The sequence below is a fragment of the Gordonia jinhuaensis genome, from assembly GCF_014639795.1.
Taxonomy (GTDB): Bacteria; Actinomycetota; Actinomycetes; order Mycobacteriales; family Mycobacteriaceae; genus Gordonia_B; species Gordonia_B jinhuaensis.
Genome location: NZ_BMGC01000014.1, coordinates 66,404 through 88,486, shown reverse-complemented (window position 1 = coordinate 88,486; position 22,083 = coordinate 66,404). Strand labels below are relative to the sequence as shown.

General features: G+C 66.8%; 18 protein-coding genes and 1 riboswitch. Of the genes, 12 read left to right on the top strand and 6 right to left on the bottom strand.

Going from position 1 to position 22,083, the window contains the following annotated elements:
* Positions 1–367: 367 nt before the first annotated feature.
* Positions 368–504, top strand: a riboswitch (cobalamin riboswitch).
* Positions 505–579: 75 nt separating this feature from the next.
* From IEW22_RS11310 to menD, 4 genes are all read left to right on the top strand, one after another.
* Entirely contained in the window at positions 580–804 is a 225-nt protein-coding gene (locus IEW22_RS11310; RefSeq protein WP_188586707.1) for a CbtB-domain containing protein, read from the top strand.
* 10 nt (positions 805–814) lie between these two features.
* Entirely contained in the window at positions 815–1,726 is a 912-nt protein-coding gene (locus IEW22_RS11305) for a CbtA family protein (protein WP_188586706.1), read from the top strand.
* A gap of 103 nt (positions 1,727–1,829) precedes the next feature.
* Positions 1,830–2,522, top strand: coding sequence for a (2Fe-2S)-binding protein (locus IEW22_RS11300; RefSeq protein ID WP_188586715.1), 693 nt, complete (start codon positions 1,830–1,832; stop codon positions 2,520–2,522).
* Between the two features lie 145 nt (positions 2,523–2,667).
* Complete coding sequence (gene menD, locus IEW22_RS11295) at positions 2,668–4,317, top strand: 2-succinyl-5-enolpyruvyl-6-hydroxy-3-cyclohexene-1-carboxylic-acid synthase (protein WP_188586705.1); 1,650 nt, start codon at positions 2,668–2,670, stop codon at positions 4,315–4,317.
* Positions 4,318–4,595: 278 nt separating this feature from the next.
* Here the strand turns inward: menD and IEW22_RS11290 are convergent, their stop codons facing one another.
* Together IEW22_RS11290 and IEW22_RS11285 are read right to left on the bottom strand one after the other, a co-directional pair.
* Positions 4,596–6,935 carry a glycoside hydrolase family 65 protein gene (locus IEW22_RS11290; protein ID WP_188586704.1) on the bottom strand — a complete coding sequence of 780 codons (2,340 nt, stop codon included), beginning with the start codon at positions 6,933–6,935 and terminating at the stop codon, positions 4,596–4,598.
* On the bottom strand, positions 6,935–7,660 hold the full coding sequence (locus IEW22_RS11285) for an HAD family hydrolase (protein ID WP_188586703.1): 726 nt from the start codon (positions 7,658–7,660) through the stop codon (positions 6,935–6,937). Before IEW22_RS11285 ends, IEW22_RS11290 begins: the two co-directional genes overlap by 1 nt.
* A 160-nt stretch (positions 7,661–7,820) precedes the next feature.
* On the opposite strand from IEW22_RS11285, the gene IEW22_RS11280 reads away from it, so the two are divergent.
* The 3 genes from IEW22_RS11280 (at position 7,821) to IEW22_RS11270 (ending at position 10,517) form a co-directional block, all read left to right on the top strand.
* A complete protein-coding gene (locus IEW22_RS11280) occupies positions 7,821–8,405 on the top strand; it encodes a DUF3592 domain-containing protein (protein WP_188586702.1) in 585 nt (194 codons plus the stop codon).
* Positions 8,406–8,531: 126 nt separating this feature from the next.
* Positions 8,532–9,698, top strand: coding sequence for a glycosyltransferase family 4 protein (locus IEW22_RS11275; protein WP_188586701.1), 1,167 nt, complete (start codon positions 8,532–8,534; stop codon positions 9,696–9,698).
* A gap of 132 nt (positions 9,699–9,830) precedes the next feature.
* The gene (locus tag IEW22_RS11270; protein ID WP_268235478.1) at positions 9,831–10,517 is read left to right on the top strand and encodes a demethylmenaquinone methyltransferase; all 687 of its coding nucleotides are present in this window, start codon (positions 9,831–9,833) and stop codon (positions 10,515–10,517) included.
* Between the two features lie 76 nt (positions 10,518–10,593).
* Here the strand turns inward: IEW22_RS11270 and IEW22_RS11265 are convergent, their stop codons facing one another.
* The gene (locus IEW22_RS11265) at positions 10,594–11,841 is read right to left on the bottom strand and encodes a geranylgeranyl reductase family protein (protein WP_229742485.1); all 1,248 of its coding nucleotides are present in this window, start codon (positions 11,839–11,841) and stop codon (positions 10,594–10,596) included.
* A gap of 211 nt (positions 11,842–12,052) precedes the next feature.
* On the opposite strand from IEW22_RS11265, the gene IEW22_RS11260 reads away from it, so the two are divergent.
* From IEW22_RS11260 to IEW22_RS11250, 3 genes are all read left to right on the top strand, one after another.
* Positions 12,053–13,072, top strand: a complete 1,020-nt coding sequence (locus IEW22_RS11260) for a polyprenyl synthetase family protein (protein WP_308421390.1) — start codon at positions 12,053–12,055, stop codon at positions 13,070–13,072.
* A gap of 145 nt (positions 13,073–13,217) precedes the next feature.
* Positions 13,218–14,096, top strand: a complete 879-nt coding sequence (gene htpX, locus IEW22_RS11255; protein ID WP_188586713.1) for a zinc metalloprotease HtpX — start codon at positions 13,218–13,220, stop codon at positions 14,094–14,096.
* A 134-nt stretch (positions 14,097–14,230) separates the two neighbouring features.
* Positions 14,231–15,958 carry a metallophosphoesterase gene (locus IEW22_RS11250; RefSeq protein WP_373284172.1) on the top strand — a complete coding sequence of 576 codons (1,728 nt, stop codon included), beginning with the start codon at positions 14,231–14,233 and terminating at the stop codon, positions 15,956–15,958.
* Positions 15,959–16,089: 131 nt separating this feature from the next.
* Here IEW22_RS11250 and IEW22_RS11245 read toward each other — a convergent pair whose 3' ends face one another.
* On the bottom strand, positions 16,090–16,908 hold the full coding sequence (locus tag IEW22_RS11245) for a hypothetical protein (protein ID WP_188586698.1): 819 nt from the start codon (positions 16,906–16,908) through the stop codon (positions 16,090–16,092).
* Between the two features lie 180 nt (positions 16,909–17,088).
* A complete protein-coding gene (locus IEW22_RS11240; protein ID WP_188586697.1) occupies positions 17,089–17,580 on the bottom strand; it encodes a YajQ family cyclic di-GMP-binding protein in 492 nt (163 codons plus the stop codon).
* A gap of 231 nt (positions 17,581–17,811) precedes the next feature.
* Between IEW22_RS11240 and IEW22_RS11235 the strand changes: the two genes are divergently transcribed.
* Positions 17,812–18,885 (top strand): AurF N-oxygenase family protein, encoded by a 1,074-nt coding sequence (locus IEW22_RS11235; protein WP_229742483.1) that lies wholly within the window; start codon positions 17,812–17,814, stop codon positions 18,883–18,885.
* 63 nt (positions 18,886–18,948) lie between these two features.
* Positions 18,949–20,574, top strand: coding sequence for an FAD-dependent oxidoreductase (locus IEW22_RS11230; protein ID WP_188586696.1), 1,626 nt, complete (start codon positions 18,949–18,951; stop codon positions 20,572–20,574).
* A 43-nt stretch (positions 20,575–20,617) separates the two neighbouring features.
* Here the strand turns inward: IEW22_RS11230 and IEW22_RS11225 are convergent, their stop codons facing one another.
* Positions 20,618–21,871: an MFS transporter gene (locus tag IEW22_RS11225; RefSeq protein ID WP_188586695.1), complete on the bottom strand. Its 1,254-nt coding sequence runs from the start codon at positions 21,869–21,871 to the stop codon at positions 20,618–20,620.
* Positions 21,872–22,083: the final 212 nt, after the last annotated feature.

The window sequence follows — 22,083 nt, the reverse complement described above, 5'->3', positions numbered from 1 at the left end:
CTTTCAGGTGGGCGGTGTCAGAACTCCCATCATCGGAAGACCTCGACCTCTATCCCCGGATCGACGCGCCGACCCGCTCTACACCCTCAACTGCGAAGAGCCGGTATAGGCGAGCAATTTTCGACGAGATAGGCGCGGTGTTTCATAACGATCGTGTCTGTGATTCTCATTCATGCGATGACCATACATAGAGGATTCATTACCGGCCAGTTAAGAAGGCTAACTGGTTGGAGTACCTCTCGTTCTCGATCTGGTTGTGCATGTTGTTCAATCCATTCCTGTGAGCATTCTTGTGTCATTGATGCTCGAGAGCCGGCGCATTCTTGGAGGAAAGTCACGCGGGGATCCACTGTCTTCTCGGTTGACAGGGGTGTTGAGCTGGTGGTCTGCTTTCCCCGACGACGACACGTGGAACCCGGTGCGAATCCGGGACGGTTGCGCCACTGTGAGCTCACAGGGAGACCTGAGGGTCAGTCAGATACATGGGTCGTCGGCGCGCGCTTCGCTCGAACCGTTGTGGTCGGGCGCCGGCGCACCCATACTCATCCACAGGGGCGCATCACCCCTCAAGGAGGCACGATGACCAGCCACGTCTCGGGATCACGTCCCGAAAGTCTCATCTCACCGCAGGCACTGTCGAAGACCCGCGTCGCGCTCGTGCTGGCGCTGACCGTGCTGATCGCGGCTCTCGCGTACTACTTCATCGGTGTCGACGAGGGCATGACCTCGGTATTCGGCCACACGATGGTGGTTCACGAGTGGGTGCACGACGCGCGCCACTTCCTCGGCTTCCCCTGCCACTGACGGGCGACCAGTGGAAATCCGTGTCATCGGGCGCGGAGTCCTCGCCGGACTAATCGCCGGCGTGCTGGGCTTCGTCTTTGCCCGAATCTGGGCTGAACCTGTCATCAACAAGGCCATCGACTACGAGTCCGGCCGCGACGATGCTCTCAATGCGCTGTACAAGGCTGCCGGGCAGTCGACCGAACCGGACGGTCCCGAGATCTTCTCGCGGACGATCCAATCGACCGCCGGGCTGGCCACCGGCATCATCGGCTTCTCCGTCGCGATGGGCGCACTGGTCGCCGTGGCCTATGTGGTGGCGCACGGACGATTCAACGTCAAGGCCCGCACGTTGTGTTGGATGATCGCGGGCTTCGGATTTCTCGGCATCTACCTGCTGCCGTTCATCAAGTACCCGGCCAACCCGCCGGCCGTGGGGCACACGTTCACGATCGTGCAGCGCGGCCACCTGTACCTGACGATGGTCGGCCTCTCGCTGGTGGTGCTGGGCATTGCGGTGTATGCGGCCTATCAGCTGTCCAAGCGGTTTGGGACGGGATGGGCGCTGCTCATCGCCGGCATCGGATTCCTGGTGGTGTACGGGATCATCCTCGGCGTGATGCCCTCCCTCGGGCACCTGTCGGCCAACGCCGACCACGCGAAGGAGTTCGGGTTCGCGTCGTCGTCGACGGAAACACCGCAGCCGATCACCAACATCCTCGACCATGCGGTCACGATCGACGGCAAAACCTACCAGCCTGGTCAGCTCGTGTATCCGGGCTTCGACGCCGACCTGTTGTGGAAGTTCCGCTGGTACTCGCTGCTCAACCAGGTGCTGGTGTGGTTCGTGATCGCCATCGTCTTCGGAGCGCTCATGGGGCGGCTGGTCGGCGACTCGACCCGGCGCGACGCCCGTGCTCAGCGGGTGGCCGTGGATGCGTGAAGGCCTGCCTCGGGTTTCTGGTTTCTGGCGTGCCGGTGTTGGGCATGTGGTGATAGCGAGCCTGTGCAGGTGAAGGTGTGCGCCGGTGATCGCTGAACTGGGCATGATCGGGCCGTTCTTCGACGTCGAGACACACCGGCGCGAGGAGCGGCCCGAGTCGTCGTGGTCGCCGATGGGGGAGCTGCTGGTCGCACCGGGGCTCGCGGACGCCGAGGGCGCAGGTGTTGGCTGCGTGGGTGCCGATGTGCTCGGGGAACGGGTGCGAGCGGTGCATGCGGCGTTGTCGGCCGGTGCACCCGGGGAGGTGCCGATGCGCGTCGCGGCGTCGGTGGCCCACCTCGGCCTGGTCGCTCGAGTGCTCGCACCGGCGCTGGGTGTGCAGTTGTTCGGGGCGGAGCTCTCGTTCGATGCCGCCGACCTGTATTGGCAGAACCGGCTCGGCGGCCCCTTTCCGCTCTCGGTCGTGGTACAGACCGGATGCGGTGGGGCCGATGTCTCCGGTTCGGAATTCGTGGGACAGCTCGGCGAGGTGATGTGCGCTCGATTCAGCGTGCCGGGAGCCACCGTGTCGGGCAATGTCGCCTCGGCCATCAACTCCGCGGCGCAACTGGTCGCCGGAGCGCGACCCGATCTCGCCGAATCCGCCCGCGCGATCGCCGACCGCTGGCTCGCCGACGACCGGATCGAGGGCGGACAACTCCGTGCCGGCCCAGACTTTCGCCGCCGCAGTTGCTGTCTGATCTATCAGGTCACCGGTAGTCGTGAGGCCGTGTGCGGCGATTGCGTGTTGGGGTGAGAAATGCTGGTCGCGTGATCGGAAACTGGTTGCGCAAAGTACTGAGCGACCAGTTCTCGAGGCGACAAGCGGTCGCCCCCGATGGCTCAGCGAACGCTCTCGGGGCCACGGTGGTCGTCTGACCGATCGGATTAGGGTTGGACCCATGAATCCGTCAACCCTGCAAGCGCGCGTGATCGTCGACGAACTCGTGCGCGGCGGTGTCCGCGATGCCGTCCTGTGCCCGGGTTCGCGCAACGCTCCGCTGGCATTTGCGCTGCATGCCGCCGACGTCGAGGACAAGCTGCGACTCCACGTCCGGATCGACGAACGAACCGCCGGCTACCTCGCGCTCGGGCTGGCCTCGGCGTCGGGCAGGCCGGTGCCGATCGTGATGACCAGCGGCACCGCGGTCGCCAACGTGAGCCCGGCGGTCTTCGAAGCGAACTATGCGCGGGTGCCGCTGGTGGTGATCTCGGCGAACCGTCCGTATGAGCTGCTCGGCTCCGGCGCGAATCAGACCGTCGAACAGTTCGGGATCTTCGGTACGCAGGTGCGCTCGGCGATCAGTCTCGGGCTTGCCGAGGAAGGTCTCGACACCAACAGTCAATGGCGCTCGGCGGTGTGCCGGGTGCTCGCGTCGGCTCGGGGTGCGCGCACCGGGAACGCCGGACCGGTGCAGTTCGACATCCCGCTGCGCGAACCGCTCGTCCCCGACGACGCGTCCCGGCCGCATGAGGGACTCGGAGAGTTCGAGGGACGCTCCGGAGGCGCACCGTGGACCAGAGCCGCAGTCGGGACCCTTGATGTGCCGCTGGAGATCGACATCAGCGATGACATCGTGGTGGTGTCCGGTCACGGCGCCGGGGTCCATCCTGAGCTCGCCCAGGTTCCGACGGTCGCCGAGCCGACCGCACCTCCCGTCGACAATCCGTTGCACCCCTTGGCATTAGGAATTCTCAAGCCGAAGCAGGCCATCATCTGTGGGCGGCCCACATTGCATCGTGGGGTGTCGGCACTGCTGGCCGATCCGCAGGTGCGTGTCTTCGCGCTGACCACCGGACCGCGCTGGCCGGATGTGTCCGGCAACGTGATCGCCACCGGAACACGTGCGGTCATCAGCGGTCAGATGAGTGAGCAATGGCTGAAGGACACCTCGGATGCGAGTGCGCGAGCCGTGGGAGCTGTTGACGCGCAACTGGATTCACCGGGTCCGGCGACAGGGATGCATGTCGCTCGGGTGGTGAGCGCGGCGATGCGCGATGGTGAGCAGCTTGTGGTGGGGGCGTCCAACCCGATCCGCGACGTCGCATTGGCAGGCCGCGTGTCGAGCGGTGTGCGCGTGCTGTCGAATCGCGGTGTGGCCGGGATCGACGGCAATGTGTCGACGGCGATCGGTGCTGCGCTCGCTGCTGACGACGTGCGGACGGTGGCGCTGATGGGTGATCTCACGTTCATCCACGATGCGTCGGGCTTGCTGATCGGGCCACGGGAGCCGAGTCCGTCGTCGTTGACGATCGTGGTCGCCAACGACGACGGCGGCGGCATCTTCGGGTTGCTCGAACAGGGGCAGCAACGGTTCACCTCGTCGGAATGGGATGGCTCCTTCGAGCGCATCTTCGGTACACCGCATCGAACCGATATCGCTTCTCTGTGTGCGGGTTTCGGAGTGGCGCACCGTCGCGTGGAGTTGGACGGCCTGTCCGCAGCCCTGGCGGAACCGAGTCAGGGCATCCAGGTGATCGAAGTTCCGACCGACCGCGACCGCCTGCGCGAGTTGCATGCGGGTGTGCGGGCGCGGTTGACGTCCTCGTGAACTGGTTGCGTTGTCGTGAACTGGTTGCGTTTGGGTGAACTGGTTGCGTCGGTCAAAACTGGTTGCGTTTGCGTGAACGCAGCCAGTTCTGATGGACGCATCCTTTGCAATGGTTGCGTTGGTGAGAACTGGCTGCGTGTGTGCGAACGCAACCAGTTCTGGGGCGACCACACGTAAACGCAACCAGTTCTGGAGCGGCCACACGTAAACGCAACCAGTTCCGCGAGCGACCACGCGCAAACGCAACCAGTTCCGCGGCGGCGGCGACGCGGCTGCCCCTACCGCAGCTCGCTGCGGCGGTAGGGCTCACGGCCGATGGGTTGGGCGGGGGGTTCGTGCGGGGTCAGCGGGGGGATCGGGAGGGTCACGGGATGACCGTCGAGCTCGAACTCCTCGCCGTGATGCTTCAACGTGACGGGCGGCCCGAAGAGCAACCGGTAGATCGTGTTGTCGCCGTCGATGGCGACGAGGATCTTGCTGCCGCCGACCAGCATGCGGAACGAGAGGTAGGTGATCCGCGGGGGCAGGCGCGGGGCGAAGGTGATGTTGCCGTCGTAGTCGCGCATACCACCGAAGCCGGCGACACAGCCGAGCCAGGTTCCGGCCATCGCCGCGATGTGCAGACCCGCGGCGACGTTGTTGTGAATGTCGTGCAGATCGGTGAATGCGGTCTCGACCAGATAGTCGTAGGCGAGGTCGAGGTAGCCGACCTCGGCGGCCATCACGCCCTGCGACCACGCGGACAACGACGAGTCGCGCACGGTGATGCGCTCGTAGTAGTCGAAGTTGCGACGCTTCTCCTCAGGGGTGAACGCGTCGCCCCGAAGATACAGTGCGAGAACGAGATCGGCCTGTTTGACTACCTGCTTGCGGTACAGGTCGAAATACGGATAGTTCAACAGCAGCGGGTATTTGTCCTTGGATGCCTCGAAGTCCCACTCCTTGAGCTGGGTGAACTCCTCGGACTGTTCGTGCACGCCGAGTGTCTCGTTGTAGGGCAAAAAGATTCGCTCGGCGCGGATCTCCCAGTCGGCGATCTCTTCCACCGTCACGCCGAATTCCCTTGCCAGGTCGGGGTTTCGGCTGCACACCGCCGCAGCGTCACGAAGGTTCTGCTCTGCCATCAGGTTGGTGTAGACGTTGTTGTTGACCACCGCGGTGTACTCGTCGGGGCCGGTGATGCCGTCGATGCGGAATCGTCCGTTACCGTCGAAATGTCCCACCGACAACCACAGCCGCGCACACTCCACGAGCAGCTCGAGACCACATTCGGCCTCGAATTCCTTGTCGTGGGTGGCGTTGAGGTACTTCGCAGTCGCGTGCGCGATGTCGGCGGTGATGTGCACCGCAGCGGTACCGGCCGGCCAGTAACTCGAACACTCGTCGCCGTTGATCGATCGCCACGGGAACATGGCGCCGAACTGGCCGAGTTCGGAGGCGCGATTGCGGGCCTTGTCCAGCGTCGAATGGCGCCAGCGCAACACTTCTCGCGCCGCGGCGGGGGAGGTGTAGGTGAGCACGGGGAGCACGAAGGTCTCGGTGTCCCAGAAGGTGTGACCGTCGTAACCCGACCCGGTGAGACCCTTCGCGCCGATCGACCGGGCCTCACCGCGCGCCCCGGCCTGCAACACGTGGAACATCGCGAAGCGCACGGCCTGCTGTAGTTCGGCGTCGCCCTCGAGCTCCACGTCGGCGTCGCGCCAGAAATCGTCGAGGTAGCTGCGCTGCTCAGAAAGCAGTGTGTCCCAGCCGACTTCCATGGCCATCGCCAGTGCCGCGTCGACCTGTGCACGCACTGCAGGCACCGACCGACGCGCCGACCAGCCGTAGCCGATGTACTTGGTGAGGGAGAGCTTGCGTCCCTGCGGAACATGGGCGGCCAGGGTCAGGCGCGCGAGATCACCCTCGCTGCGCACGAAACTCTCACCGGTGGAGGGCAGTTCCCACTCGTGGTCCATACCCGCAGCCACGCGCAGTCCCGACATCTTGGTGTGGTGCACCAGCACCGCCCACCGGTTGCGACTGGTCGCGAAATCGTTGACCAGGGGTGCCTCGGGCATCTCCGCGAGCCGCGGGTCCTTGGCGAATTTACCGATCGGCTCGTTGGCGAGCAGGTCGGATTGGATCACGATCTTGAGGTTGTCGTCGAGCGCCTCGACCTCGTATTTGATGGCGGCGATGGCGCGGTTGGTGAACGACACCAAGCGCTCGGTGCTGATCCGAACCTTGTGTCCCACAGGCGATTCCCACACGGTGGTGCGACGCAGCGTGCCCGAACGCAGGTCGAGTGTTCTGGTGTGTTCGAGTGTGCGGCCGTAGCGCAGGTCCATCGGCTCGTCCTCGACGAGCAGTCGGATGATCTTGCCGTCGGTCACGTTGATGATGGTCTGCCCCGATTCGGGGTAGCCGTAACCACTCTCGGCATAGGGGAGCGCACGCAACTCGTAGAGACCGTTGAGATAGGTGCCGGGTTCGCCGATCGGCTCACCCTCCTCCAGCGAGCCGCGCATCCCAATGTGCCCGTTGGACAGTGCGAACAACGACTCGGTGCGCGGGATCTGCTCGGCATCGAGTTCGTTCCAACGTAGTTGCCAGGGATCAACCTCGAACCCGAACATCAGCCCTCCAACAGATCGGCGAGATCATTGACCACCACATCGGCGCCCGCGTCGCGCATCGTCTGCGCATGCTCCTCGGTCTCCTCGCGGTTGACGCCCACCACGTATCCGAAATGGCCGGCGCGACCGGCCTGCAGTCCGGAGATGGCGTCTTCGAAGACCGCGGCGTGTGCCGGATCGACGTCCATCTCCTTGGCGCCCTCGAGATAGGAATCGGGCGCCGGTTTGCCCTTGAGGTGACGGGCCGCGATCTCGTTGCCGTCGATGCGCTTGCTCGCGTAATCGATGAGATCGGCCGCGACGAGCACCGCGACACCGTTGCGCGAGGAGGTCACCACCGCGATGCCGATGCCGGCGTCGCGGCAGGCGTCGAGATAACGCACCGACCCCGGATAGGGTTCGACCTCGCCGCGATCGACCGCATCGAGGAACAGCTGGTTCTTCTCGGTGCCGATCTGATCGACGGTGTCGTCGTCGAAGTCCAGCCCGCGGGACTGCAGGAAGGCGCGGACCCCATCGGCGCGCGGGCGGCCGTCGACGTAGGTGAGGTAGTCGTCATCGGTGAACGGACGCCGCGAATGTGCCGAGTAGGCACCGGCGTCGAGGTGCGACAGGTAATCGTCGAATGCTTGCTTCCACGCTTTCCGATGTACGGCTGCGGTGCTGGTCAGCACGCCGTCGAGGTCGAACAGGGCGACCTTGATGTCGTCAGGCAGTCCAATCACGTGCTCGACGCTACCGTGCCGGAGCCCGGTGAGGCGATGCGGCGAAACAGGATCGTCATCTGCGACCCGGTGTGACAGGTGTGAAACCGGTGGCGCGGGTGCCGTACCGCGCGCAGACGCCTGACCGATCACGACAACCGCCGCGGTTATCCTCGTGCACGTGAATCGCACCATCCTGAGACGCTGGCAGGTCCTGCTGGTCGCGCTCGGCGTGGTGGTGACGGTGATGATGGGGATCATGGTCGGCGGCTGCTATCTCGATGACCATCGCATCAACCAGCACAAGGAGACCGCGATCGCCGATGTCGTGTCGGCGGGGCGGTTCAAATCTGCGGTGAGTTTCGTCGCCGCTGACGGCCAGGTTCACAACCCGCGCCTCGGTGTCCTCTATCCCACCCACCTGACCACCGGACAGCGCATCAGTGTGGAATACGACTCGCGCAATCCCGATGTGGTGCGGGTGGCCGGCCGCGGTGCCGAGCTGGCGTGGCGACCGGCGATCTCGGTCACGGTGATCAGCTGGCTGGTGATCGGTGCGGTGATGGTCGCCCTGGCCGAATTCGCCCGGCGGCGTCCGGCGCGGCCATCGGAGGGGCCTGAGGCAGACTCCGCGACGGCCGAGGCACCCGAGGCGCCCGAGGACCGGTCTGGCGCCCCGGAATCCGGAGAGCCCGCCACCGATGCGGAGTCCGCCGGCACACAGACCGGCGAGCCGGTGACAGATGCGGAGTCGACCCCGGCCTGAGCGTCCGAGGCTCCGGTCCGGCGAACGGCTCGAATCCGGCGGGCGCTTCGTGGCATTCACGCAGGTTTCGGAGATCGGTAACGTCGAAGCCGCTGCGGTGACGCCTGTGAGGGTGACACTCGATGGGTGCGAGTGGCCATTGTCGCGGAGAGCTTTCTCCCGCATGTCAACGGTGTGGTGAACTCGGTGCTGCGTGTGGTGGAGCATCTGCAGCGCACCGGCCATGAGGTGATCGTGATCGCCCCCGATGCCCCGGGCCGGGCGCGTCAGGCGCCGACTGAGCTGGGCCCCACGCCGGTGTATCTGATGCCGTCGGTGCGGGTGCCCAAGGTGTCGTCGCTGCCGGTGGGCGTGCCGAGCTGGTCGATGCGCTCGGTGCTGGCCGACTTCGACCCCGACATCGTGCATCTCGCATCACCCTTCGTGGTGGGCGGTGCGGGCGTCTACGCCGCACGGAGTCTGGGCATCCCGACGGTCGCGGTGTTCCAGACCGATGTGGCCGGATTCGCCGCCAGCTACGGCATGGGACTGACCGCGCGGGCGGCCTGGTCGTGGACGCGCCGAGTGCACCGGATGGCCGACCGCACGCTGGCGCCGTCGACCGAGTCGGTGAAAGCCCTTCGTGGTCAAGGTATTCCGCGCGTCCATCGGTGGGGTCGCGGAGTCGACGCGAACCTGTTCCACCCGGGACGGCGCGATGCGGTACTTCACGACAACTGGTCGCGCGGACGCCTGGTGGTGGGATTCGTCGGTCGGTTGGCTCCGGAGAAACATGTGGAGCGACTGGCCGTACTGGCAGATCGAGACGATGTGTCGCTGGTGATCGTGGGTGAGGGACCCGAGCGTGGCCGGCTGCAGCGGCTGATGCCCTCGGCGGTGTTCACCGGTGCGCTCACGGGCGAGGAACTCGCCACGGCGTATGCGAGTTTCGATGTGTTCGTCCATGCCGGCGAACACGAGACGTTCTGTCAGGCCGTCCAAGAGGCGCTGGCCAGCGGTGTCGCGGTGATCGGACCCGACGCAGGCGGCCCGCGCGACCTCATCGGCCACTGCCGCACCGGCTATCTGCTGCCCGTCGAGGACTTCTCGCAGCGGCTCGGCCCGGCCATTGACGTACTGGCCGACGATGTGATCCGCGCGGGGTTCGGCGCGGCGGCGCGGCGGTCGGTCGCCGAGCGGACCTGGCCGGCGATCTGCGACGAGCTGCTCGACCACTATCGGACGGTGATCGCGCGGGCGGCGGCTAACGGTCGCCGCGTCCGCGACGTCGATACGCACACGCGCGCGGGGTGATCAGGCCACGAGGTGGCAGGCCCGGCTGCGCCGGGGAGCGCAGACCGGCTGGGCTCGGAGGCGGGGGACGCGGGGACGGCGGGGGACGGGCGAGACCTCAGTGCCGGCATCGCCGCCGAGTAGGGTGATGCCGTGACGACGAGAGCAACCCTGGACAAGCAGCCAGAGGAAGTCGCGGCGATGTTCGACAAGGTCGCCCGGCGCTACGACATCACCAACACCGTGCTGTCGTTCGGGCAGGACAAGCTCTGGCGGCGCGCCACCCAGCGCGCCCTGGCGCTCGAACCCGGCGATGTTGTGCTCGACCTCGCGGCCGGGACGGCGGTGTCGACGGTGGAGCTGGCGCGCTCGGGTGCCCATTGCATCGCAGCGGACTTCTCGCTCGGCATGCTCAAGGCGGGTGCCGCACGCGACGTACCCAAGGTGGCCGCCGACGCACTGCATCTACCGTTCGCCTCGGAGAGCTTCGACGCGGCGACCATCTCATTCGGTCTGCGTAACGTCAACGACGTCGACCAGGCGCTCGGTGAACTGCGACGAGTTCTCAAACCCGGTGGGCGACTGGCGATCTGCGAATTCTCCACCCCGACCTTCACGCCGTTCCGGGTGGTCTACATGGAATACCTGATGAAGGCGCTGCCCGCGGTGGCGCGCGCGGTGGCCTCCAATCCCGACGCCTATGTGTATCTGGCCGAATCGATCCGCGAGTGGCCCGACCAGCCGGAGCTCGCGGCGAAACTCGAGAATGCAGGTTTGCGGCGGGTCCGCTGGCGCAACCTGACCGGCGGTATCGCCGCATTGCACTGCGCGGTTCGCTGATCGTCTCGGCCCGAGGCGCGAACGGGCAGACGTCCGCCTGCGCTCGCAGCGATGCCTATTCCCGTTGCGGCGCAGGCTAATCGAACGGTGGGCGGGAGTCCAGACGCGTCGATGCCGCCCCGACAGTGCGCCACGCGCGGGCGAGCAGGTCGGAGTCCTCAGGGGTGATGAGGTTACCCATCACCCGCACGACCATCGCCATCAACGCCGGCGAACGCAGGCCCACCCGACCCAGCGCCGCTACGGTATGCGGCAGGGTCAATAGGCCGGCGAGTCGACGTGCAGCCGAAAATGCTGTCCCGTAATGACTTCGAAGTGTCTGCGGCCAGATCTGGGTGAGGTCGGGTTCGTCGACCAGTGCAGCGGCCAGCCGTGCGGTCTCCAGCGCGTAGTCGATCCCCTCGCCGTTGAGCGGGTTCACGCATGCGGCTGCGTCGCCGATCAGCATCCAGTTGCGTCCGGCCACACCCGAGACCGCACCGCCCATCGGCAGCAATGCCGATGCATGTCGCACGGGGGCGGCGGTCAGCGCCCACTCCTCGCTGACCAACGACGCGTAGGCGTCGAGGACCGGCCGTAATGCCACGTGCGCCGGTCGTTTCGAGGTGGCCAGTGCGCCGACGCCGAGGTTGACCACACCGTTGCCCAGTGGGAACACCCACCCGTATCCGGGCAGCGGCTCGCCTGCCTCACCACGCAACTCCAGATGGGATCCCATCCACGGTGTATCGGCGTTGTCGGAGGTGGCGTAGGCGCGGCCGGCGATGCCGTAGGCGGTGTCGCGGTGCCAGTCCCGCCCGAGGATCTTGCCCAGCGGGGAGCGCACACCGTCGGCGACGAGCAGCGCACGCGGACGCACCTCGAGCGTGCCGGTGGCGGTGCGCAGCGTCACTGCCGTGACCGCCCCGCGCTCGCGCGACACCGCGGTGGCCTTGGCGCCGGTGATCATCCGCGCGCCGACCGACATCGCCTCGCGGCGCAGGGCATCGTCGAATTCCATCCGCGGGACCGCCGACCCCCAATTCGGAAAACGTCCGTCGCCCGGCCAGGGGATCTCGGCGGTCGCACCCCAACCGTGCAGCCGCAAACCCTCGATACGCGGGCGGTCGGCCAGATAGGGGGTCATGCCCAGCGTGTCGAGTTCGGCGATCGCCCGCGGGGTGAGCCCGTCGCCGCACGTCTTGTCGCGCGGGAAAGCCGAGGCGTCCACCAGCAGCACGTCGCGTCCGGCGCGGGCCAGGTGGATGGCCGCAGCCGATCCGGCGGGTCCGGCCCCCACGACCAGGACATCGGTGCTCAGACGGGTGGGGTTGGGCGCATTCACCCTGTCAGTATCGCGGGCCGGTCGGTGCCGGGAAGCCATGGGGACGGTGCCCGTGGGTGGTTGAGGTCGCGTCGTCGCACACCATGCCCGGCGGGCTCTTGCGCACCACGCCCGGCGGGCTGCGATGTACCCGGGTCGAGGCGAACGATTAGGCTGCACGAAAGATGGTCGGCCCCGAGTGACCGACCCCGTCGAGGATGGAGCGATCACCGTGCAGCCGACGTTCGCCGGGCTCGAGATGGGCACCGAGTCGTTCTCCGCCGACATCGCCGAAGCGCTGGGCAAGGTGGAAGACCTGATCCTGAGCGAATTGACGTCCGGTGACGACCTCCTCACCCCCGCGGTGACGCATCTGGCCAAGGCCGGGGGAAAGCGTTTCCGCCCGCTGTTCGCGGTGCTCTCGGCACATTTCGGGCCCGATCCCTACTCCGACGACGTGATCACCGCCGCCGCGGTGGTGGAGCTGATCCACCTCGCGACGCTCTACCACGACGACGTGATGGACGAGGCGACGATGCGCCGCGGCGCCCAGAGCGCGAATGCGCGATGGGGGAACAGCGTCGCGATCCTCGCCGGTGACTTCCTCTTCTCGCGCGCCTCGCGACTGGTGTCCACGCTCGGCCCCGAATCGGTGCGCATCGTGGCCGAGACGTTGGCCGCACTGGTCACCGGGCAGATGCGAGAGACCGTCGGTGCGGGCGCCGAGCAGGATCCGGTCGATCACTATCTGCGCACTGTGTGGGAGAAGACCGGCTCGCTGATCGCGGCATCGGGCCGGTTCGGTTCGCGTGCATCCGGCGCCGGCGCAGACGACGTGGATCGACTGTCGCGCATCGGCGACGCGGTGGGCGTGGCTTTTCAGGTGTCCGACGACATCATCGACATCAGCTCGGCCTCGGGTGAATCGGGGAAGACCCCGGGAACCGACCTGCGCGAGGGGGTGCACACGTTGCCGGTGCTCTACGCGCTGCGCGACGAGGGTTCTGAGGCGACCCGGCTGCGTGAACTGCTCGTCGCCGAGGACGGCTCCCCGCGTGCACTGGGCGAGGATGACGCCGCCGTGGCAGAGGCGCTGGCACTGCTCACCGAGTCCGAGGGGCTGGCGATGACTCGGAAGACTCTGCAGACCTACGCCGACCGGGCTACCGACGAACTGGCGGGGCTGCCCGAGGGGCCAGCCCATACGGCGATGTCGTCGCTGGTGCGCTACACCATCGAACGCATCGGCTGATCCACACGGCGACTGACTCCTGCCCGGTGGCGGATACGATGTCGGGAACCTTGTCCGAGGGCGAGTCGTTCATCCGCTGAAGGCCGTGTTCCCCGGCCTGTCGACCATGGCGGCCGAGGTGGCCGCAGGAAGGGGCGCCGACGTCATGCGAGGGCCGCGCTGGTACGCCAACGGGTTGAAGACGGGCGTGTTGCTCATCGGGATGTCGGTCTTGATCGTCTTGATCGGAGCCGCCTTCCGCAACACCACCATCTTGTTCATCTCGATCATCGCCGCCGTGGGGATGAACGTGTATGTGTACTTCAACAGCGCCAAGCTGTCGTTGCGCGCCATGCATGCACAACCCGTCACCGAGGTACAGGCGCCCGCGCTCTATCGGATCGTCCGCGAACTCGCGACCACGGCACACCAGCCGATGCCCGCGCTCTACATCAGCCCCACCGAATCGCCGAATGCCTTTGCCACCGGGCGTAATCCGAAGAACGCCGCGGTGTGCTGCACGCAGGGGATCCTGCGGATACTCGACGAGCGCGAGCTGCGTGCGGTGCTCGGCCACGAGCTGTCGCATGTGTACAACCGCGACATCCTGATCTCGTCGGTGGCCGGCGCGATGGCCGCGATCATCAGCGGTCTGGCCAACTTCGCGATGTTCTTCGGTGCGTTCGGCGGCGGAAACCGCGATAACGGCCCGAATCCGTTGGCGCTCATCTTGATCTCACTTTTGGGGCCGATCGCGGCGACGCTGGTGAAGATGGCGGTGTCGCGATCGCGGGAGTACCAGGCCGACCAGTCCGGCGCCGAACTCACCGGCGACCCGCTGGCTCTCGCGTCGGCGCTGCGCAAGATCTCCGGTGGCATCCAGGCCGCCCCGCTGCCGCCGCAGCCCGACATCGCCGCACAGTCGCACATGATGATCGAGAGCCCGTTCCGCGGCGGCGAGCGTATGGGCAAGCTGTTCTCCACGCACCCGCCGACCGCCGACCGCATCAAGCGACTCGAGGAGATGGCGCGCGGCGAGTACTGAGCCGCGGTAACGGTCGCGTGAGCTGGGTTCTTGACCCGGGCTTTGCATCGCGTCACCTGAGGTTCATCAGCTGTTCAGGGACGTAGGTCCGCATCGTTGCCGAAGCGAAAGATGCGCCAAGTGGCATAACGGGCATGCCGAACAATCCCGCAGGTGAGACTCCGGACACAGGTATCCCGCGCAGTGTCGCGGCCGACATGACCATCGCCGAACGGTTCGAGTGGCACCGTTCCTTCCTCAAGCGACATCCCGTGTCGCGCCGCAACTTCCTCGCCGGATCCGCCGCTGTGGCCGCTGCCGCCGGACTCGGCAATGCCTCCTTCGGTGCGACCGCCTACGCGGCCGACGCCCCGCTGAAGGTGGGCGGGCGGCACGTGTCCTTCGGCGCCGACGCCTCCAGCCAGCTGCGGTTCTCCGCGCAGCTGTCGCGCAATCCGGGTGCCACCAAGGTCTTTCTCGATCACGGCCCCACCGCGGCCCTCGGTGCGACCACCGAGGCCGAAGTGCGCAACCTCGTCAGCCAGGTGCCGGTGTCGAGCGGCGGGATTCTCGGTGCCGAGCAGTTCTACGCCCACGTGCCGGTGAACCGGTTGCCCGCACGGTTGCCGCACTACTACCGGTGGCGGACCTCGGACGGGTACACCGGTCAGGTTGCCTCGGTGGCAACGGCATTCGCCCCCGGACGCGGCGGACGCTTTCGCTTCACGATGATGGGCGATCAAGGTGTCGACGAGACGCCGGCTGCCCCGCCCGGACTCGCCACCGGCGACTACGACGACCTCTACTACGCCGCCGACAACGACCCGAGCGTGCGGCATGCGTCGAATGTGTTGCGCCAGATCATCGCCGCGAACGGTGCCTTCCACGTACTCGCCGGCGACATCGCCTACGCCGACCCGTCCGGGTCGGGTAAGCAGGTGCAGTTTGTGCCGAGCGGGTCGAAGGCGGCCAGCGGTTTCGACAAGTACAACCCGTATGTCTGGGACGGCTACCTGAGTCTCATCGAGCCGAGTGCGGCCACCGTCCCGTGGCTGTTCGCCACCGGCAACCACGACATGGAGGCGCTCTACAGCCCGCACGGTTACGGCGGTCATGCGGCCCGCCTGGACCTGCCGACCAACGGCCCCAAGGGATGTCCGTCGGTGTACTCGTTCACCTACGGCAACGTCGCGATCCTCTCGCTCGACGCCAACGACGTGTCCTTCGAGATCACCGCGAACACCGGCTACAGCGGTGGTGCGCAGAACTCGTGGGTCGAGGGGACTCTGGCTCGCTACCGTCGCGACCCGAACATCGACTTCATCATCTGCTTCTTCCACCACTGCGCATACTCGACCACCAAGCAGCATGCCTCCGACGGCGGTGTGCGTGCGGCGTGGACCGCACTGTTCGACAGGTACAAGGTCGATGTGGTGCTGCAGGGCCACAACCACATCTTCGAGCGCACCGATCCGATCCGCGCGGGCAAGGCCACCAAGGCCGCACCCGATCAGTCCACGGTCACCGGTGAGTCCGACGGGACCGTGTACTACACCGTCGGGTGCGGTGGTCGTCCTCGCTACGCCTTCCAGGACGGCGAGAAGGAGACCTACCGCGGAAACGTGCTGTCGGACAACGAGGTACCCAACAGCTACGTGTGGACCTCCGACGGGCAAAAGCAGGCCGAGGCGGTGGAGTGGTCGCGGGTGCGCTTCCGCAACTACGCCTTCATCAAGGTCGACGTGGCACCCGGCGTGCCCGGGGTGGTCAATTCGGAGATGACGATCTCGGCGATCGACGAATACGGCCGCGAATTCGACAAGCTCACCTTCGTCCGCACGATCGGACTGATCGGGACGGGGAGTGCCGGCTCATCGTTCTGAGTAGGGCGGCGGGCGTACACCAGTAGCATCTGTGCGCGACGCGGACCTCGTATATGGGGTCGGCGTCGCGCACAGGTGTCATCTGTGTACACATCCCCCGAGCCCGTGAGCCCGTGAACCCCTGAGCCGGCTCAGATCAGCGGCTTGCGGAGGTGGTCGCCGCGCCGGACGATGGCCATCACGTCGGCGTCGACCTCGTCCCAGCGGTGCACCACCTGGCGGTAGGTGCCCCGAATTCTGCTGTAGCCCATGGCCACAGCGCGCCGGTCACGTTCGCGGTCGCGTTCGAACTGCTCGTCGTCGGCGTGGTACTGCCTGCCGTCGCACTCGAAGATGAGGCTTTCGCCGATGAGCATGTCGACGATGCCGATGGTCGGAATGTGCACCTGCGTGCGCACCCGTAGCCCGCGGGCGCGAAATCGCAGTCGCGCCATCGTCTCGGTTCCCGACTGTGCCGTGGCGTCACATTTGTCGAGGAGTCGGCGTATGCGAACGGGCGCGCGGCTCAGCGTTGCCTGCAGCTGGTCGGCGGTCATCATCCCGCTGTTGAGGAGCGAGTCGCACACCACGACGATGCCCTCATCGTCGAGGCATCGCACGGCGTGGCGCAGCGCGGTGGGCACGTCGTCGACCGCCCCGCTCTCGGGTTCGGGGGACCAGTGCTGGCGGCAGAAGTTCTTCGGATTCGACCGCATGATCGACGGCTTCGCCCGGGCGTGAACTCCCCGTGGGTGCTCGGGCACCCAGACGCCGTGGGCGCGCAGCGCCGAAACGCAGCTCAGTACGCCGCCGCGCGACACCGCGGCGACCACCTGCGGATCGGCGTCGGCGGAGGCGTACCAGCCGTGCCGCAGCTTCGTGAGATTTCCGCGACGCAGACCCTGGCGCAGCTCGCTCTGGGTCACACCGCTCGCCTCCAGCTGCCGCCATGTGCGAACTCCGGAATCCATGTGTCACAGGGTGCAGGTGACCTCGGTCGCGATGACCCGCATCAGGGTGCCGACCGCCCGTACCTGTGGATGGATCCCAGAACGTACACAGATGACACGTCTACGCGACACCGACCGCCTATACGGGGTCGGTGTCGCGTAGAGGTGTTGCTGGTGTACCGCCGCGCGTCGAGCGGACTCCTACCGGTAGTTGACGAACTGCAGGGCGATACCGAAGTCCTCGCCCTTGAGCAGCGCAATCGTTTCCTGCAGGTCGTCGCGCTTCTTGCTCGACACCCGCAGCTCGTCGCCCTGGATCTGCGCCTTGACGCCCTTGGGGCCCTCGTCGCGGATCTTCTTGGAGATCTTCTTGGCGTGCTCGGAATCGATGCCCTCCACGAGCGTGCCGCTGAGCTTGAACTGCTTGCCCGAGGCCACCGGGTCGCCGGCGTCGAAGGCCTTGAGCGAGATGTCGCGGCGGATCAACTTCTCCTTGAACACGTCGAGTGCGGCCTCGGCCCGCTCCTCGGCGTCGGAGGTGATCACGATGGTCTCCTCGCCTGACCACGCGATGCCGGTGTTGGTGCCGCGGAAGTCGTAGCGCTGGGACAGTTCCTTGGCCGCCTGGTTGAGAGCGTTGTCGACCTCTTGCCGATCGACCTTGCTGACCACGTCGAATGATGAATCTGCCATGCGTGTCAGCGTAGACGGCGGTGGTCGGTGCCAGTGCGCTGGTCGCGATGTCCGCGGGGGGTGAGGCGCGCAGGGTGCAGGGCGCGCGGGGTGGTGACTGCGCGACCATGACAATGAACCTTGATCTGACAACGAGCGTTGACAAATAGAGCGTCGCGGCTTACATTCGCACACATTCGCAGTGACATGGGCCACGACAGGACATGGGCCACGACAGGAGTGAGGTTCGAGATGACGCTCGCGGCGAGAATCGGTGACGAGTACACACCCGGTATGGACGATGCTCCCGGCAGTGTGAACGGCGCCGGAGTGAACGGGGCCGGCGTGAACGGGGTCGACAAGGCGTCCGCGGACGACGACTACGGTCGCGTTCTCGACGATCTGTCGTCGGCGTCGGTGCACCGCAATTTCGATCCCTACATCGACATCGACTGGGACGCCCCGCACATGGCCGTGGTCGAGGGCGACGAGCGCTGGATCCTCGACGATGTCGTGGATCCGGTCGGTCGCCACCCCTGGTACCAGGCCCAGCCGGTCGACAAGCAGATCGAGATCGGCATGTGGCGTCAGGCCAACGTCGCGAAGGTCGGCCTGCAGTTCGAGTCGATCCTCATCCGCGGACTCATGCAGTACTCCTTTTCACTGCCCAACGGGGCCAAGGAGTTCCGCTACACCACGCATGAGGCCAAGGAAGAGTGCAATCACACCCTGATGTTTCAGGAGTTCGTGAACCGCTCAGGGATGGATGTTCCCGGCGGCAAGGTGCCCTTCCGTATGGTCTCGCCGTTCGTTCCGCTGGCCTCGACGCTGTTCCCGACGCTGTTCTTCTTCGGGGTGCTCGCCGGCGAGGAGCCGATCGACCACATCCAGAAAGACTTCCTGCGCAACACCTCCGACCTGCACCCCACGATGGCGGCGATCATGCAGCTGCACGTCGCCGAGGAGGCGCGCCACATCTCCTTCGCCCATCACCTGCTGCGGGAGTCGATCCCCAAGAAGAATGCGGCCCAGCGCTTCGCGCTGTCGATCATGATGCCGCTGATCATGCGCTTCCTGTGCAGCGAGATCGTGGTGCCGCCGAGGGAATTCCGCAACCGCTTCGACATCCCCGACGAGGTCTTCCACGAGATCTTCTGGAAGTCCGACGAATCGAAGAAGTTCCTGCGCAACGTGTTCGGTGACGTCCGCATGCTCGCCGACCAGTGCGGCCTGATGAACCCGGTGTCCAAGGCGCTGTGGAAGGTACTCGGGATCGGTGGCCGTCCGTCGCGCTACCGCAGCGAACCGACCTACACCGCAGCCTGATCCCTCACCGCGGCTGACCCAGCCGGGCAGCTGCGCCCGCCCGATCGGAAGAACACCACTCACGTGCCCCACGTCGTCACACAGGCGTGTTGCGGAGATGCCTCCTGCGTCTACGCCTGTCCTGTCAACTGCATCCATCCGACTCCCGACGAGCCCGACTTCGCCACCTCGGAGATGCTCTACATCGACCCGTCGACATGTGTCGACTGCGGCGCGTGTGTGAGTGCCTGCCCGGTGAGCGCGATCGTGCCGGGCCATCGGCTCGACGAGCATCAACTGCGGTTTGTCGACGTCAACGCCGAGCACTACGCAGGCGTCGACTCGGTACCGGCCGCGCGGTTCCCGGTGGACACGCGCACACGTCTGCCGCTGGCGCCGATCGGCAAGCCGGCGTCGCTGAAGGTGACCGACCGGCAGATCGACGTCGCGATCGTGGGATCAGGCCCGGCTGCGATGTACGCCGCCGACGAGCTGCTGCGCTACCCGGAGGTCCGGGTGACGATTTTCGAACGACTCGACAAGCCGTTCGGGTTGGCCCGTTTCGGTGTGGCACCCGACCACCTGTCCACGCGCTCGGTGATGCGGCTGTTCGACGAGATCGCCGTCAACCCCCATCTGACGATCCGGCTGGGGGTGGAGATCGGCCGGGATGTGACGCTCGCCGAGTTGCGCCGCACCCACCGCGCGGTGATCTGGGCGGGCGGTGCGCCCACCGATCGTCGCCTCGAGATCCCCGGCGCGGAACTGAGTGGTGTGGCCAGCGCGACGTCGTTCGTCGGCTGGTACAACGGGCATCCCGACTTCGCCGACCTCGACTTCGACCTCGACACCGAGCGCGTGGTGGTCGTCGGCAACGGCAATGTGGCACTCGATGCCGCACGCATCCTCACCAGCGACCCCGACGCGCTGGCGCAGACGTCGATCTCGCGACGGGCCCTGGCGGTGCTGCGCGACTCCGCGGTGCGCGAGGTGGTGGTGGTCGGCAGGCGCGGTCCCGAGTCGGCCGCGTTCACGATGCCTGAGCTCATCGGCCTCGTCGACGGCAGCGGACACGGGCCCGGCGTGCGGGTCGGGGTCGATCCGGTCGATCTCGACGGTGCGCCCCCGGCACCCGGTGACGAGGTGGTGGCGGCGAAACTGGCGTTGCTGCGTGAGGTCGCCGGGGCCGCGGAAGGGACTGGTCGACGACTGCGTCTGGCCTTCTTGCGCACGCCCGCCGAGGTGCTCGCCGCCGGGGCAGGGGAGAAGCGAGTCGGCGGTATCCGTTTCCTGCGCAATGTGCGCGACGAGACCGGGCTGGTGGTGCCGGGGACCGAGACCGAGGACATGTCGGCCGGGCTCGTGCTCAGCTCGATCGGCTACCGCGGCAGGCCCGTCGACGGGTTGCCCTTCGACACCGTGCGCGGGGTGATCCCCAACGAGGCCGGACGGGTGGTGGCCGACGGTCAGGTGGAGACCGGCATGTATGTGACCGGCTGGATCAAGCGCGGACCCTCCGGGTTCATCGGGACCAACAAGACCGACTCGGTGCAGACGGTCACGGCGCTGCGCGAAGACCTCGAGGCGGGGCGTCTGCCCCAACCCGGTGCCGGCCAGTCCGGTATCGGCCAGTCTGGTCCCGGGCACTCGGGCACCGGACAGTCTTCAACTCGGCTGCGCACACGAGACCGACTGCGGTCGCTGCGCTGAGGTCGGCGGCGCGGACGAGGTGTCTCCGCGGGCCGGGTGTCTCTCAGTGCGCGGCCGTGAGGCTGCGCTCGCGCGACAGGTAGATCGCACCCCAGAGCGCGAGTCCGACCACGGCGACCACCGTGCCGGCCAGACACACCGCACCCCACCCGCCGGCGTCGTAGAGCGGTGCGGCCAGCGCCGAGCCGGCGACTCCGCCGAGGAAGAACGTGACCATGTAGGCGGTGGTGATGCGGCTGCGGGCTGCCGGGTCGAGCGAGGAGTAGATGCGGTTCTGGTTGCAGATCTGCACGGCCTGTGACCCGAAGTCGAACAGCAACAAGCCCAGGACGAACGCCACCAGCGTGTGGTGTCCGAGAGCCAGCAGACCCCAGCCGACCAGGATCGAGACCCAGGCGACCGTGTTGGCGACATGGGCGTGCCCGCGATCGAACAGCCGCCCGATCACCGGAGCTCCTGCGGCGCCGGCCGCACCGGCGAGACCGAACAGTCCGATCACACCGGCGGAGAACCCGTAGTCGCGCGCGAGCAGGAAGGTGGAGGCCGTCCACATCAGGGTGAATCCGCCCATCGACAAGAACCCCAGTGCCATCCGCCCGCGCAGGAGCGGCTCGGCGCGGATCAGTGTGGCGATGGAGGCGAGCAGTCGCGGGTAGCGCACGGTCGCCGTGGCGGGCGCCGAGGGGAGCATCCGCCATACGCACACGGCCAGGATCGCGAACGCCACCGCGGAGACGGCGTAGATGGTGCGCCAGCCGCCTAGTTCGGCGAGCGCGCCGCTGATGGTGCGTGCCAGCAGGATGCCCAGCATCACACCGCTCATCACCGTTCCGGTGACGCGACCGCGTTCGTGCGGCGCCGCGACGCCGGCGGCGAAGGGCACCACCACCATCGCGGTCGCCGAGGTGATGCCGCAGAAGACCAGCGCCGCACACAGCACCCAGAAATTCGGTGCGCAGGCGGCGACGAGCGCGGCGACCACCGCCAAGGCCAGCAGTCGGGTGATGAGGGTGCGGCGGTCGACGATGTCGCCCAGCGGGACCAGCAGCGCCAGACCCACGACGTAGCCGACCTGACTGGCGGTGACCAGCAGCCCGGCCAGTGACGTCGAGGTGTGCAGGTTCGTCGCGATGATGACCAGCAGCGGTTGCGCGTAATACAGGGCCGCGACCGACGTCCCGGCCGTCACGGTGAGCAACAACGTGATCGCGCGGGTGAGCGTGAAGGTGTGCTCGACCTGCCCGGTCTGTGCGCCGCTACCCGTCGTCTCGTCAGCGGTCGTCTCGTCAGCGGTCATCTCGCCCTTCTCTGGTGCGCGGGCCCTGTGCCCGGGCGTCCTCTGTGTCCGTGGCCCGTGGGCTATGTCCGTGGTCTGTCACCCGTGATCCGTGTGCTGTCTGTCTGCGTGGCTGCGACGGCTCCGCCACGGCAGGCGACGAAACTCCCAGCATTTCGCGAAGGCCGCCCGATTCGGAAGGGATGTGACGTGACACACCGGTGCCACCCCGA